Raw genomic sequence first — 15,153 nt, forward strand, 5'->3', positions numbered from 1 at the left:
CGCGGCAGGGTAGCACGTTCCATGCCGGGCGTGAGGGGTGGGCATGAATGCCCTGATGTAGTGCGCTTGTACCCTGGCTGCGCATGGGCTGTGTCAGCTTGTGAGCAGGGGGCTTTTTCGTTACGCTGCGCCGGATTGATCGTTGATTTTCAATCGGATAAAAGACATGTCCCAAGACAAGAGACAGGCAGCACTGGATTATCACGCTCACCCGATTCCGGGAAAGCTGAGCATCGAAGTTACCAAACCCACGACCTCCTCAAAACATCTTGCCATGGCCTATAGCCCGGGCGTGGCCGAGCCGGTCCGTGAAATTGCGCGCGACCCCGAAACGGCCTATCGCTATACCGGCAAGGGTAACCTGGTTGCCGTCATCTCCAATGGGAGCGCCATCCTCGGTCTCGGTAATCTGGGGGCGCTGGCCAGCAAGCCGGTCATGGAAGGCAAGGGGGTGCTGTTCAAGCGCTTTGCCGGCATCAATGCCATCGATATCGAGGTCGACAACGCCGACCCTCGCGCCTTTATCGAGACCGTGGCCAATATTGCCTGCAGCTGGGGCGGCATTAATCTGGAAGACATCAAGGCGCCCGAGTGCTTTCAGATCGAGCGCGAGCTCAAGGCACGCTGCGATATCCCGGTCTTTCATGATGACCAGCACGGCACGGCCATCGTGACCGCCGCCGGACTGCTCAACGCTCTGGATATCGCCGGCAAGACGCTGTCACAGGCCCGCATTGTCTGTCTGGGCGCCGGCTCGGCCGCCATCGCCTGCATGAATTTGTTGATCGCCTGTGGCGCCACGCCCGGCAACATCCGCATGCTTGACAGCAAGGGCGTCATTCACGACGGCCGTGACGATCTCAACGAGTTCAAGGCGCGCTACGCGGCGACTACCTCCGAGCGCAGCCTGGATGATGCCATCGACGGTGCCGATGTCTTTATCGGTCTGTCCGGCCCCAATCTGTTCGCTGCAGAGCAGTTAAGGAAAATGGCCGCCAATCCCGTGGTGTTTGCCTGTTCCAACCCGGACCCGGAAATTCACCCTGATACGGCGCATGCCACGCGTGATGATGTGATCATGGCCACCGGGCGGTCGGACTATCCTAATCAGGTCAACAACGTGCTGGGCTTTCCCTTCATCTTCCGCGGCGCGCTGGATGTGCGGGCCCGCGAAATCAACGAAGAGATGAAGGTCGCTGCCGTATACGCCCTCAAGGACCTCGCCCGCGAGCCGGTCACGCAGGAAGTGCTGAGTGCCTATGAGCTTGAATCTCTCGAGTTCGGCCGCGGCTACATCATTCCCACGCCGCTGGATTCACGCCTGCTGGATCGCGTTTCCTCGGCCGTGGCCCGCGCTGCAGTAGATTCGGGCGTGGCCACGAAGGGCTACCCGTCCCACTATCCGCTGGCAAGCGTTGAGGATGTCTACGGCGGCTGATCCCATGCCAGTATCGCGTCAAACAAAAACCCCGCACCAGTGGTGCGGGGTTTTTTTATGACAAACGCCCGGCGTCAGAAGTCGTAAACCACCGAGACGGCCGTGGTGGTATCGGTCTTGTGTTCGGCGTCTTCGGGCGGATCATCATTGAAGTCGACATCGTAGGACAGGCGCATGGCCAGGGCGTCATTGATGGCCACGGTCATCGAGGTCTGGGAGCGCATGATGAGATTGAGCCCGGTGGCTTCCAGCACCAGATCCTGACCGAAGGTCGCCGTATCCGAAACCTGCCAGCGATAGTTCAGGCCGCTATAGGCCAGCGCCCGATATTTTTTCTCATCGCTATCGGTATAGCTGTCACGGCGCACGCCGGGGCCGGCCTCGATCGAGAGCGACTGCGGCGGCCCGCTGAGCAGCTGGCGGCCGTAACCGCCGGCCAGTGTGCTCTGGGAGTTGTAGCCGGCAAAACGGTCCTTGCGCCAGCGCGCCAGGCCAAAGAGGTAGTTGTCATCGTCGAGGTCATAGCGGGTGCGCCCGCCGAGATTGTAATTTTCGGCCGAGGTGTCGTCTTCATCGCTGGCGCTGTTGATGCCGGCATAGAGATTCCACGACCAGGGGCCGCGGTACCAGGTGAGATCGGCATTGGTACGCAGGCTGGAGCTGTTGCTGTTGCCTGACAGTTTCGTATAGCCCAGCGCATATTCGCCATCAAAGTCTTCGTCGGCCTTCTGGGCGCTTTCCAGCGTTGAATAACCGGCAAAGTTTTCGTTATCGGCGGCCAGACTCTGTCCACTCGACAGTGCGGTGATCAAAAGCGGTAGAACAGGAACAAAAAAACGTGTGTAGCGTGAACCCATGGTAATGGAAATCTCTTGAATACCGATGCGCTGCGGTGGCAGCTTTAGTGGTTTTGGCCCATATGGCGGTATCGCAGCGCGCCCTGATGCCGGACATGGCGCTGCGCGACAGCAGTGTGCCCGGAAGGCCTGAAGGCGACACGGGGTTTGGGGTCACGTTTTGTGAGAAGTGATGTCTTCGTGGTCTGAAACGTTGAACGGCGTTAGAAGTTGTAAACCACCGAGGCCGCCGTGGTGCGATCGGTGTGGGCATCCGCTTCACGCGGCGGATTCGAGTTGCTCTTGATGTCGTGTGACACCCGCAGCGCCAGGCTTGAATTGATCGATACCGAAATGGCCGAGTACGAGCGCAGGGTCACATTGTCATCGGCGCCCTCGACCGAAAACTGCTGAATAAAGCTTGCGGTATCGGACAGCGACAGGGAGTAGTCGGCGGCCAGATAGCCCAGCAGCATGTGTCGGCTGCCACCGTTTTCGTAATCGTCAAAACGATAGCCCGGGCCGGCTTCCAGCGACAGGGCCTGAAGGTCGGTATCAAACAGCTGACGGCCATAGCCAACGATGGTCGTGAACTGATTGTCATAGCCCGAGAAGCGCTCCTTTTCATAGCGCGCCAGCCCGAAGAGATAGTTGGGTGAGTCTCCCAGCGAATAGCGCTCACGCTGACTGAACAGGTATTGCTCGGCGGTGGTGTTTTCACTGTCTCTGACGTTTTTGACCTCGGCGCGGGTGGTGTGCGTCCAGGCCTGGTCATACCAGGTGATGCGGCCCTTGCCCAGCAGCGTCTCGGTGTTGGTATTGCCGGAAAGCGCGGTATAGCCAAGCTCGATGGCGGCCGAGAAGGGGACGGAATCATCGCTGGGCGGCGGCGGGGCATAAAACAGTGAATCGGCGGCCCGGGCACTGTGGTGCCAGCAGACGGCCATGACGGCGAGCACGAATACTCCGAGACCCCGGCGACGGGTTGGGGACGTGCGAGACGTGATCACCGGCGCAGGCGCGGTTGTGACATCGGTATTGGCGTGAACGGGTGGGTACATGGTCATGACGTATCGTTGCAGTTTGAATGTCTGTCCGGGCAGGGCGCCCGGACAGACAGATAGGCGCGATTAGAAACAGGCGCGATCAGAAAATGGCGTCGTAGCTGCCGGTACCCTGGGAGCCGCTTTCCGATTCAAGTTCAGGACGAATCGAGCGTGGCTGATAAGGCGGCAGGTTGTCCTTCTGGAAGATCTCGGTGATGCCACCGCTGTCCTCATCGTGAAGGCGTCTGCCGGTATCCGGGTCAATGCGTACCGTGACGATATCGTCAGGCGCACTCGGTGCTGCTTCCGGCGTGCCCTTGAGCACGGTGCCCATGTAGTCCTTCCAGATGGGCAGCGCGGCCTGAGCACCGTATTCGGCGATGGTCTCGTTGGTGTCCTTGCCGACCCAGACGCTGGTGGCCACGTTGTTGTTGAACCCCGAGAACCACGCATCACGCTGATCGTTGGTGGTCCCGGTCTTGCCGGCAATGTCCCCTCGATTGAGCGACAGGGCAGCGCGTCCGGTGCCGCGTTCGATCACATCGCGCATCATGGTGCGCAGCATATAGATCGAGTCGGGCGAGGCCACACGCTCGGCAATCGGGTAGGTGCGATCATCGATGGTGACCGTCGAATCCATCGGGTCACACTCGCGACAGGCCGCTGGCGGATTGGTCTCTTCCATCAGATTGGGGCCGTCCTCGCCCTGGGTCACGCTTTCGATGAACCATGGCTTGATGCGGAAACCACCATTGGCAATTTCAGCGTAGCCGCGGGCAACCTCCAGCGGCGTTAGCTCGGCCGTACCCAGCGCCAGCGACAGACCGTGTGGCAGGCGCTTGCGCTCAAAGCCCATGTTGACCAGAAAGTCGATGGTCTTGTCCAGACCCACCGATTGAAGGGTGCGGATGGTGACCAGATTGAGCGAGCGGTAAAGCCCCACACGCAGCCGGGTCGGGCCGCCAAAGCTGCGCTCGGAGTTCTCCGGACGCCAGGCGTCCTGATTGCCGATGCCGGCCTGCACGATCGGCGCATCATTGACGATGGTGGCCGGCGTCATGCCGTTTTCAAGCGCGGCCAGATAGATGAACGGCTTGAAATTGGATCCGGGCTGGCGGCGCGCCTGTGTGACCCGGTTGAACTTGCTGTTGGCGAAGCTGAATCCCCCCTGCAGTGCCCTCAGAGCGCCGGTCTGCGGATCCAGCGATACCAGCGCGCCTTCGGCCTGCGGCATCTGCGCCAGTCGCCAGCCGTCACCGCGGCTGCGCTCCATGATGCGCACCAGATCCCCGCGTTTGGCGATCTGACCGGCGCTGCTCGGCGCTGCCGCCCGGCCGCGCGGGCTCAGGTAGCGTGCGGCCCATTCAAGCCCCGGCCACTCAATCGTCACGACCTCGTCATTGTCGTTGAGCACGCGCATGGTGCGGCCATTGGTATCGATCACGATGGCCGGCTGCAGCGGCCCCAGCCGCGGTGTGGCGTCCAGTACGCGCTGCCAGTTGCTGACATCTCCGTCGATGCCGGGCACGGACGCCTTGCTGCGTGCGGCGGCCTCGCGGGCGGTACTTTCGACTTCCGGAGACTCGGAAAGCTCTTCTTCAAGACCAGCGCGATCGGTGCGGTCCTGGGCCTCCGACAGACTGGCCGGAATGTCGCTCTCTTCTGCACCACGCCAGCCATGGCGGGTGTCGTAGTCCACCAGTCCGTGGATCAGCGCATTGCGGGCGGCTTCCTGCATCTTGCTGTCAAGGGTCGTGACGATGCGGTAATTGCCGGTATAGGCCTCGTCGCCAAAGCGCTCGAGCGCGTACTGACGCGCCATTTCGGCCACCCAGGGGGCCTGGACGTCAGGTTGGGAGTGGTGGCGCTTGGTTTCTATCGGTGACTGAACAGCGTCCTGATAGGCGTTCTGGTCGATCATGCCCAGCTGGTGCATGCGCAGCAGGACCCAGTTGCGTCGAATCAGGGAACGCTGAGGATTGCTGATCGGGTTCAAACTCGACGGGGCCTTGGGTAGACCGGCGATGGTGGCCAGCTCCGGCAGGCTCAGCTCATCAAGCGGCTTGTCAAAATAGGCCTCGGCGGCGGCGCCTACGCCATAGGCGCCCTGGCCCAGATAGATCTTGTTGACGTAGAGCTCAAGGATCTGCTGTTTGGACAGAATCTGTTCCATCTGCAGCGACAGCAGGATCTCGCGAATCTTGCGGGTGAAGGTCTGATCCAGGGTGAGCAGATAGTTACGCGCGACCTGCATGGTGATGGTGCTGCCGCCGGAGCGAATGCGACCGCTGGTCCCCAACTCCAGTGCTGCACGCATCAGGCCGCGCGGGTCCACCCCCGGGTGCTGATAGAAACCGGCGTCTTCGGCGGCCAGCAGGGCATTGATGAAGTCCTGCGGAATCTCGTCACCCTTGACCAGCTGGCGGCGCTGGGCACCGAACTCACCAATGAGCTTGTCATCGCGGGTATAGACCCGCAGCGGCATTTCGAGCTGGTAGTCCTGTAACTGGTGAACGTCGGGCAGGCTGGGAGCGAAGTAGAGCGCAGCGCCAGCTACAGAAAGTGCGATGCCGGCCGTTATGGCCAGCAGCAGGAAAAAGATGTGGAAAACCAGGCGCTTGATGAACGTCATGTAACACGTGTTCCGTCAATGAGGCGGGCTTGGGTGCGCAGGGGATCGGTGACCGTCTGGCGTCGTCGTCGAAGACCGCGCGGGAATATGGCACTAGCAAGCCGGGCATTATAAGTAGCCGGTGCCAGGGCGACCAGCGTTAATGGGTAGTCGAGCACAGAGTACGTGCTTTTAAAACCGTTTAAAGCGCGAGTAAACCCCGTTATTTGCGCCATCGGTGCGGACCGGGCCACGTTATAAATAACATCGACAAGGGATAGGCCACTGGCCGGAGAACTCAAGTGCTGGGTTTTGGACGTGCGACACAGGGTTTGATCGGCGTGGATATTACCTCTGCCACCGTCAAGCTGCTCGAGCTTGAGCGTCACAGTGATCATTGGCGGGTGGCCTCCTGGGCCGTACGCCCGCTGGTGGATCGCGCCGTGGTCGAGCGACGCATTCGTGATGTCGATCAGGTGGTCATGGCGCTGTCTCGTGCCATTGACCATGCCGGCCCACGTGCGCGTCGTGCTGTGGTGGCCGTGCCCACCGGCGCCGTGATTACCAAGGTGCTGAGCATGCCGGTATCGTTTGATGACAATGACATCGCCCAGCGTATTGCCATGGAATCGGACAAGCACATTCCGTTTCCGTTCAATGAAGTGACCCTCGATTTTCAGCGTCTGGGTGTCAACGCCCGCTACGACGATCAGCAGGACATTCTGTTGGTGGCCTGTCGGCGTCAGGACATGCAGCAGCTCACCGATGTTCTCGAACAGGTCGGCCTTGAGCCGGCGGTGGTGGATGTCGAAATGTTCGCCATGGAGCGTGCGACCCGCTATCTGCTGTCCCGGATCTCCCATCACCCCGACCGGGGCAGTGCCCTGATCGACATCGGTGCCAGCATGACCGCCTTTCACATCGTGCATCGCGGTCGTATCGTCCATACCCGTGACAACGTCATGGGCGGACGTCAGCTGACCGACGAGATTCGCCAGCACTATAGTCTGACCTTTGACGATGCCGGACGTGCCAAGAAAACCGGCGACCTGCCGGACTATCGCCAGCGCATTCTCCATCCCTTTCGAGAGTCGCTGGTCCAGCAGATCATGCGCTCGCTCAAGCTTTACTACACCACGGCCGGTGCCTGCGATATCGAACGTCTGATTCTGGCCGGCGGCTCCAGTGTCATCGAGGGGCTGGCCGAGCGCCTGGCCGAGGAAAGCCGACTGGAGGTCGTGCCGGCCAATCCGTTTGCCACCATGCGTATTGGCAGCGGCATCGACAATGCCAGTCTCGCTCTCGATGCCCCGGCCATGATGACCGCCTGCGGGCTGGCCATGAGGTCGCTGTCATGAGCACGGTGATCGAAACACCGGGCGATGCCCCGATTGACATCAATCTGCTGCCGTGGCGGGAGCAGGCGCGCGAGCGGCGCACTCGACGCTTTCACCTGTGGCTGTTGCTTGCCGTACTTGTCGGGCTGGGTATCGGATTTTTGTGCCAGTACTACCAGCAGTACCAGTTGGGGCGCGTCAATGCCGACATCGCTTATATCCAGCAGCGTACCGACAGCCTTGAACATGACATCACCCAGGGGCATGCCCTGGAAGATCGGCGCCGTCAGATGCAGGAACGCATCGAGCTGATCCGGCAGCTGCAGTTCTCGCGCTCTCAGACCGTAGCGCTTTTTCAGGCGCTGACCGATACCCTGGTCGACGGAGCAGTCTATGACCGGGTGGCGCGCCATGACGGCCAGCTCGAAATCAGCGGGCTGGCGACCACCAATCGTCAGGTTTCCGATCAGATGCGCGCGCTCTCAAGCGCGTCGGTATTGGGGGAACCCCTGCTGCTGGACGTGCGTGCTGAAAACGAGCGTTCAAATCGTCGGCGCTTCAATCTGCAGGTGCCGGAGCACCCTCTGCATGAAAGCGCGTCGGCGGCGACAGCGGAGGTCTCACCATGACCCGCATCGACTGGCGTCTTGAATGGCAGCGGCTGCGTCAGGTTCGGCTGACCGAACTGAGCCTTGAAGAAGGGGGCAGCTGGCCCTGGCTTTTGCGGGTACTTTTTTGCGCGCTGGTGACCCTGGTAGTGGCATTCGGGGCGCAGTGGTATCTGGCCGCCCCTGTCGCCCGTGAGGTCAGTGATGCCCGTGCGCAGGTCGAGACGATGAAATCGCAATACGCCACGCGTGCCTTTCAGGCGGCCAATCTTCCGCTGCTGGAAAGGCGCATGCAGGAACTGGATGCGCGCATGGGGGCGTTGTTGAGCATGCTGCCCACGGACAGCGAAGTGCCGGCGCTGCTCGATGAGATCAGCGACGCTGCCCGTCAGCAGCAGCTCGACATCGACTTCATCCGGCTGGCCTCGACCGAGGCGCATCCTTTCTATATTACCCAGCCGCTGGATATTCAGGTGCGTGGCGATTACCACCACCTGGCGGCCTTTATTTCACGGGTGGCAGAACTGCCACGCATCGTGACGCTGCATGACTTTACCCTGACGCCTACGGACAGCGCGGCCAACGATGCGCTGGTGCTGTCGCTGCAGGCCGAGACCTACCGCTATGAGCCCGAACAGGCAGTCACCGGTTCAGGCGCGATGGTGACGCCATGAGAGCTTATCCGCTGATCATGCTAGCACTGTGTCTGGGACTCTGGGGCTGTGAACGCGACAGCAGTGCACAGCTGGATGCCGAGCTCGAGACGCTGCGTCATCGCCCGGTCGGTCATCTGGAGGCGCTCCCTGAGCAGCCGGTATATCAACCCCTGCATTATGACGCCCATGCCCGGCGCAGCCCCTTCGCCGCTGCACCGGGCATGGTAGTGACTGCTCCCGTGGAGGCGCCGCCCTCGGGGAGCGTCAGACCGGACGCCGGGCGAGCGCGCGAGCCGCTGGAAAGCTATGCGCTCGCGACGCTACGGCTGGTAGGCACCCTGAGTGTGGGCGGGCGCACGATTGCCTTGATACGCACACCCGATGGCCGGGTCGTACGCCTTCAGCCGCGACAGCACATCGGTGAAAACAGTGGACGGGTCACCCGCATCGGCAGTGACCATATCGAGATTACGGAGCTGGCGCCGGATGGCCGCGGCGGTTTCAGCGAAGTCAGCCGCACGCTGACGCTGGGAGCAACCTCATGACACCCAAGAGTCACCTGCATTATCGCCGTCGGCCGCCGGTTGGCCGGTACCTTCTGACAAGAGTGATGGGGCACCTCCGGCTCGGGCGTCATGTCGTTACGCTCTTGACAGGGCTATTACTGCTTCTGACAGGCGCGATGGCGAGTGCTGCCTCATTGACCGATATCTCGCTGCGAACGGCAGGGTCGGGGCAAGAGGTCGTTCGACTGACCTTTGATGGTGCCGTTAACGTGCCGCAATCTACCATGCTGAGCGCGCCGCAGCGGCTGGTGCTGGATTTCGACGGCGCCGGTAGTCGACTGGCGTCATCGCGCGTGCCGTTGGCCGGTGCCAGCGTCGAACAAGCCGAAGCGCGTGTGTCGGGCGATCGACTGCGCGTTATCCTGGGCATGGCCCGTCCGGTGGGTTGGCAGCTGTCTGCAGTAGGTAATGTGCTGGAGGTCAGACTCGGTGCGCGTGCGCCAGGCAGCGGGGCAGGCCAGAGCGGTGATCTTTTGCAGCGTATTGCCGCCGTTCAGGCGGGCGGTACGGCCACCCGGGCCTATGATGACAGTGGGGCCTCGGCGGTCAGCGATGCCCGCGCCCGAATTGACAATATTGATTATCGCGCCGCCGGACAGGGTGCCGGGGAGCTGGTCGTGTCCCTGGACCGGCAGGGCATCTCGCCACAGCTGGATGTGCAGGGCGGGCAGGCGCGGGTACGTCTGAGCGGCGTGCGGCTGACGCCGCAGTGGCAGCGCATCATGGATGTCAGTGATTTTGCAACGCCGGTGTCGCGTGTGATGCCTTCTCAATCGGGCGAGGATGTCGTGCTCACGCTTGCCATGCAGCCCGGGGCGGTCGCAATGGCGACTCAGCGCGGTCGCGAGGCGGTGATTCGGGTATCACCCGCGGACTCGGCGGCCGCTGGTCGCCAGCAGTCGCAGTTTCCCTTTGACGGCAAGCGCATCTCGCTGAATTTCGAGGACATTGATGTGCGCACGGTGCTGTCGATTCTGGCCGATGAGGTCGGCCTCAATCTGGTGGTCAGCGACAGCGTCAGCGGCAACGTGACGATCAATTTGCGTCAGGTGCCCTGGGATCAGGCGCTGGATCTGATTCTTCAGACCCGTGGACTGGCCAGTCGACGCAGTGGCGACGTGCTTTTGGTGGCGCCCGGGGAAGAGCTGGCCGGCATGGCGCAGCGTGTTTCCCAGGCTGATCAGAGTCTTTCTGCCAATGAGGCGTTGACCACCGACTATCTGCAGATGCGCTATGCCAAGGCGCTCAACATGGCCGCGCTTTTGCGCGGGGAGCAGGGGCTGGGGCTGTTGTCCGAACGCGGACACGTGTCGGTGGATGAGCGTACCAACACGCTTTTGGTGCAGGACACCCGCGAGCGCATCGAGGCCATCCGGCGCACCATCGATCATCTGGATGTGCCCGTGCGCCAGGTCCAGATCGAGGCGCGCATCGTGATTGCCCGTGATCGGGTGGTCAATCAGTTGGGCGTACGCTGGGGCGTGTCGCGTCCGGGAACCCCTTCCAGTGGTATCAATCTGGCCGGGGCCTCCAGCGGTGTGGCGGCCAACGGTGGGCTGAGCGTGGATCTGGGTAACAGCGTGGCGCCCACCACCGGCTTCAGCTTTGGCTATCTTTCCGGTGATGTGCTGCTGGACCTGGAGCTCAACGCACTGGAGTCCGAGGGCAAGAGTCAGACCATCTCCCAGCCCAAGGTCATCACGGCCAATCAGCATCCGGCCCTGATCAAGCAGGGACAGGAGATCCCCTACCAGCAGGGCGGTGACAACACGCTGACCGGTACGACCGTCCAGTTCAAGGAGGCCGTGCTGTCCCTGGAAGTCACGCCCCAGATTACGCCCGACAATCGCATCATCATGGATCTGATCGTCAACAATGACGACGTCTCGAGCAATCAGTACAACGGTGTGCCGGCCATTGATACCAATCAAATTCAGACCCAGGTGCTGGTCAATGATGGTGAAACGGTCGTACTTGGCGGTATCCTCTCTACCGAGCAGGTCAACAATTTGTACAAGACCCCTTTTCTGGGTGATCTGCCGGGCCTTGGTCGACTGTTTCGCTATACCGAACAGTCCAATGAAAAGGTAGAATTGCTGGTGTTCATTACGCCAAGGATCCTTGAGGACACCCTGACGGTGCGCTAATGCAGGCATTACCCAATCTGTTTCTGGTCGGTCCCATGGGGACCGGCAAAAGCACCATCGGCCGCACGCTTGCGGCCGAGCTGCAGCGTGACTTCTTCGATAGCGACCACGTGATCGAGCAGCGCTGTGGCTGTAATATCCCCTGGATATTTGATGTCGAGGGGGAGGCCGGCTTTCGCCTTCGTGAAGCCCAGGTCATCGATGAAATTACCCGCTACCAGGGGATCGTGCTGGCCACCGGCGGCGGCGCGGTCATGCATCCGACCAACCGGCGCCTGCTGCGTGAACGGGGCGTGGTCATCTATCTTTCCACCACCGTTGAGCAGCAGCTCAAGCGCACGTCGCGGGATCGCAATCGGCCGCTTTTACAGTGCGCCGACCCGGAACAGCGCCTTCGTGAGCTGCTGGAAATGCGTGATCCGCTCTATCGTGACACCGCGACCCTGATTGTCAGCACCGACCGGCGCAGTCCACGCTCGGTAGTGGCCGAGATCCGACGACGCACTCGCCGGTATGCGGGCAGCGTCTCGCGCAGCTGTTGCTCCGATTTGTCGGGCTACTCGCTTTAGAGGCTGCCCGTTACTTGAGAGGCTGTCCGTCACCCTGGTGGCTTCCCATCAGCGGCGGTGCCGGATGCCGCCGTTTTCCCTTTACTGATCCAACGGATATCGCAGATGCAGACCCTCACGGTGGAATTGCCGGATCGTCACTATCCCATTCATGTTGGGCCCGGTCTTCTGGATGATGCCTCGCTTTTAACGCCGCATCTGGGCGGCCGTCAGGTCATGATCGTGACCAACGAGACGGTGGCACCGCTGTATCTCGAGCGTTTGAAGGCAACCCTGACCGGTTTTGAGGTACATGAGGTAATCCTGCCCGACGGCGAGGCGACCAAGAATCTCGAACACGTCGAGCGTATCTGGGATGGCCTGCTGGCGGCCGGTTTCAATCGCCGCGCCACCCTGATTGCACTGGGCGGCGGCGTGACCGGTGACATGACCGGCTTCGCGGCGGCCAGCTATCAGCGCGGCATTGCCTTTATCCAGATACCCACCACGCTGCTGGCACAGGTGGACTCTTCGGTGGGCGGCAAGACCGGCGTCAACCATCCGCGCGGCAAGAACATGATCGGCGCCTTTCATCAGCCTCGTGCGGTGATCGTCGATACCGATACGCTCAGGACACTGCCAGCCCGCGAACTGACGGCCGGGCTTGCCGAGGTCATCAAGTACGGCCTGATCCGTGATGAGGCCTTCATGACCTGGCTTGAGGACAACATGGCCGGTCTGCGCGCGCTGGACGCATCGCTTCTGACCGAAGCGATTTTGAAAAGCTGCGCCGTCAAGGCCGAGATCGTGGTGGAAGACGAGACCGAGCAGGGCGTACGAGCGCATCTCAATCTGGGGCATACCTTCGGCCATGCGATAGAGACGGCCATGGGCTACGGAAACTGGCTGCACGGCGAGGCGGTCGGGGCGGGCATGATGATGGCCACGGCCCTGTCGCATCGCCTTGGCTGGCTGGATGAAGCCGCCGTCATGCGCGTTTCGGCCCTGCTCGATGCGGCCGGCCTGCCGCGCCATGCCCCGGCGCAGGTGAGTGCCGAGCGCTTCCTGGAGCTGATGCATCTGGACAAGAAGGTCATGGACGCGCGGCTACGGCTGGTGCTGTTAAAGGCGCTGGGTGAGGCGTGTATTACCGATGACGTCGATGAAGCACAGGTCCATGAGCTTCTGGAACACTGGGAGAGGCAGTAGTTTTATTCATTTATTCTGATGTGACGTGACGTCTCTGATGGATGGCCGGTGCAACGACGCATCGGCCATTTTTTTGACTCAACTTTAGTAGTATCACTACATCAAGTGAGGCTTTCATTTCTGAAAGGCTCAATGGCCAAATGCTGCTTTAAATAATAATGATTCCTGTTGAGCGTCTGATTCCTGAGACCAAGGTCTTATTGTGAGATCAGGCCAGTACTAAAAATTCCTTTCCTTTCAATTATGTAAGTTTTGCCTTGCAGCGCCCAGGCCCTCTAGTCTCGCCCGATGGTCTTCCAGTCGGCCCTGTGCCGACAGGCCCCCTTCATGACAACACACGCGGGAGAGGAAAGGTGCTGACCCTCATAGGCCTTGCCATCATTATCACCATCGTGACCCTTTTGCTGTTTGAGAAGGTCATCCCGGTTATCGCGCTCAGCGCCATTCCCTTCGTTGGCGCGCTGCTGGCCGGTTTTGGCATCAGTGAGATCTCGGAGTTTTTTCAGCAGGGCGTGAACAAGGTGGCCGGCGTGGCCTTCATGTTCATGTTCGCCATCCTCTTTTTCTCCGTCATGAAAGAGCGGGGGCTTTTTGATCCCCTGATTACCGCGATGGTAAAGCTCACGCGCGGTAATGTGGTGGCCGTGGCCGTCATGACAGCGCTCGTATCTGCCTGCGTGCATCTGGACGGGGCCGGTGCGGCGACCTTCCTGATTGTGTTGCCGGCGCTAATCCCGCTCTATCGTCGACTGGGCATGAACCCCTATCTGATGCTGACGCTGATGGCGACCAGCATGGGTCTTTTGAACATGGTGCCCTGGGGTGGCCCGATCGGACGGGCCGCCGCCGTCACCAACATTTCTCCCGACGAGCTCTGGCACGGCCTGATTCCGGTGCAGCTGATCGGTGTAGGGCTGGCTGTGGTCGGGGCACTGTTGCTGGGGCTGCGTGAAAAGCGCCAGATCCATGCCGCCGGCGGTGTGGAGGCGGCCATCGCGCGTCACTATCCGCCGGGCAGCAGTACGGACATTGCTTCCAGCGGCACGGCGGCCACCGCAGAGACTGCTCACAGCAGCGAAGGGGACAACATCGCCCCGGCGCGCGAAAGCATGCCGCGGTTTTACTGGATCAATGCGGCGCTAACGCTGGTCACGGTGGTGTCGCTGGCGCTGGGACTGATGGCACCGGCCTATATCTTCATGCTGTCACTGTCGGTGGCCTTGCTGCTCAACTATCCGAGCCTGTCGGCGCAGTCACGCGTGATCACGCAATATGCGCCGCAGGCATTCAATATGGGCGCGATCATTGCCGCGGCCGGTGCCTTTCTGGGCATTCTCAACGGCACCGGCATGCTGGAGTCGATCGCGCTGGATGTGACGCACGTGCTGCCGGGCCAGGCTGTGGGAGTCCTGCATATCCTTGTGGGCATCATGGGGGTGCCACTGGAGCTTCTGACCAGCACCGATGCCTATTACTTCGCACTGCTGCCGGTCATTCAGCAGATTACGGCCAGTGCCGGGGTGGATCCGATCTCGGTGGCGCATGCCATGTCGATTGGCAGCATCGTGGGCACCTTTATCAGCCCGTTTTCGCCGGCACTCTGGCTGGCGCTGGGGCTGGCCGGCCTCGAGATGGGGCGCTACATCCGCTATGCCTTTGTCTATCTATGGGGCTTCAGCCTGATCATGATGGTCGTGGGGTATCTCTTCGGCCTGTATTGAGTCGGCCTGACGGGCAGGTTTAATGGCGTCGATGCAGCCCGGGCCCGGAAATTGCCTTCCGGGCCTTTTGCCATTCATCCGAGAGATTTCTGATGCAAGGACGAAAACCAAAAAAGGCATGGGTTATGCATAAATGGCATGGGGTGGCGCGCACTTTTATAGGGCGTTGAAAGAATTGAGGCGCTATTGGGGTGCAGAGCTAACGTCTTGAGAAGACAGGTTTTTTTGACAGGAGTGGTGCGTAACCCTTCGAAATTGAGTCATTTTTTTGAACTGCCAAAGGCGGCAAGGGGGTTTGCCTGCAAGGCCGTCTATCGTATGCTCGAAGCAGCTCTTTTCCCACCTCGGGCGCTCAAGAGGCGCTGTCTGAAATAAAAATAACCGGGCAGAGTATCCTTCTTTTAGACCCATTACAACCGTGTCAATTTCT

The 15,153-nt window shown here is 60.9% G+C and carries 12 protein-coding genes; 9 read left to right on the forward strand and 3 right to left on the reverse strand.

Annotated features, from left to right (window positions below; genetic code table 11):
* Positions 1 to 166: 166 nt before the first annotated feature.
* Positions 167 to 1,438: a malic enzyme-like NAD(P)-binding protein gene (locus KSP9073_RS11100; RefSeq protein WP_108843034.1), complete on the forward strand. Its 1,272-nt coding sequence runs from the start codon at positions 167 to 169 to the stop codon at positions 1,436 to 1,438.
* Between the two features lie 74 nt (positions 1,439 to 1,512).
* Here KSP9073_RS11100 and KSP9073_RS11105 read toward each other — a convergent pair whose 3' ends face one another.
* The 3 genes from KSP9073_RS11105 to KSP9073_RS11115 all read right to left on the reverse strand — a co-directional run bounded on the left by KSP9073_RS11105 (position 1,513) and on the right by KSP9073_RS11115 (position 5,952).
* Positions 1,513 to 2,295, reverse strand: coding sequence for a DUF481 domain-containing protein (locus KSP9073_RS11105; RefSeq protein WP_108843035.1), 783 nt, complete (start codon positions 2,293 to 2,295; stop codon positions 1,513 to 1,515).
* A gap of 203 nt (positions 2,296 to 2,498) precedes the next feature.
* Positions 2,499 to 3,341, reverse strand: coding sequence for a DUF481 domain-containing protein (locus KSP9073_RS11110; protein WP_243409204.1), 843 nt, complete (start codon positions 3,339 to 3,341; stop codon positions 2,499 to 2,501).
* Between the two features lie 79 nt (positions 3,342 to 3,420).
* The gene (locus KSP9073_RS11115; RefSeq protein ID WP_108843036.1) at positions 3,421 to 5,952 is read right to left on the reverse strand and encodes a penicillin-binding protein 1A; all 2,532 of its coding nucleotides are present in this window, start codon (positions 5,950 to 5,952) and stop codon (positions 3,421 to 3,423) included.
* A gap of 281 nt (positions 5,953 to 6,233) precedes the next feature.
* On the opposite strand from KSP9073_RS11115, the gene pilM reads away from it, so the two are divergent.
* The 8 genes from pilM (at position 6,234) to KSP9073_RS11155 (ending at position 14,723) form a co-directional block, all read left to right on the forward strand.
* Positions 6,234 to 7,289, forward strand: a complete 1,056-nt coding sequence (gene pilM, locus KSP9073_RS11120; protein ID WP_108843037.1) for a type IV pilus assembly protein PilM — start codon at positions 6,234 to 6,236, stop codon at positions 7,287 to 7,289.
* Positions 7,286 to 7,897 (forward strand): PilN domain-containing protein, encoded by a 612-nt coding sequence (locus KSP9073_RS11125; protein ID WP_108843038.1) that lies wholly within the window; start codon positions 7,286 to 7,288, stop codon positions 7,895 to 7,897. The genes pilM and KSP9073_RS11125 overlap by 4 nt, the downstream gene beginning before the upstream one ends.
* Positions 7,894 to 8,550: a type IV pilus inner membrane component PilO gene (locus tag KSP9073_RS11130; RefSeq protein ID WP_243409205.1), complete on the forward strand. Its 657-nt coding sequence runs from the start codon at positions 7,894 to 7,896 to the stop codon at positions 8,548 to 8,550. Before KSP9073_RS11125 ends, KSP9073_RS11130 begins: the two co-directional genes overlap by 4 nt.
* Entirely contained in the window at positions 8,547 to 9,077 is a 531-nt protein-coding gene (locus KSP9073_RS11135) for a pilus assembly protein PilP (protein ID WP_108843039.1), read from the forward strand. The genes KSP9073_RS11130 and KSP9073_RS11135 overlap by 4 nt, the downstream gene beginning before the upstream one ends.
* Positions 9,074 to 11,245, forward strand: a complete 2,172-nt coding sequence (locus KSP9073_RS11140; RefSeq protein ID WP_243409206.1) for a type IV pilus secretin PilQ — start codon at positions 9,074 to 9,076, stop codon at positions 11,243 to 11,245. Before KSP9073_RS11135 ends, KSP9073_RS11140 begins: the two co-directional genes overlap by 4 nt.
* Positions 11,245 to 11,814 (forward strand): shikimate kinase AroK, encoded by a 570-nt coding sequence (aroK, locus tag KSP9073_RS11145; RefSeq protein WP_108843041.1) that lies wholly within the window; start codon positions 11,245 to 11,247, stop codon positions 11,812 to 11,814. The genes KSP9073_RS11140 and aroK overlap by 1 nt, the downstream gene beginning before the upstream one ends.
* Positions 11,815 to 11,919: 105 nt before the next feature.
* A complete protein-coding gene (gene aroB, locus KSP9073_RS11150) occupies positions 11,920 to 13,002 on the forward strand; it encodes a 3-dehydroquinate synthase (protein WP_108843042.1) in 1,083 nt (360 codons plus the stop codon).
* A 353-nt stretch (positions 13,003 to 13,355) separates the two neighbouring features.
* Complete coding sequence (locus KSP9073_RS11155; protein ID WP_108843043.1) at positions 13,356 to 14,723, forward strand: CitMHS family transporter; 1,368 nt, start codon at positions 13,356 to 13,358, stop codon at positions 14,721 to 14,723.
* Positions 14,724 to 15,153: the final 430 nt, after the last annotated feature.

The sequence above is a fragment of the Kushneria phyllosphaerae genome (assembly GCF_900312995.1).
Classification (GTDB): domain Bacteria; phylum Pseudomonadota; class Gammaproteobacteria; order Pseudomonadales; family Halomonadaceae; genus Kushneria; species Kushneria phyllosphaerae.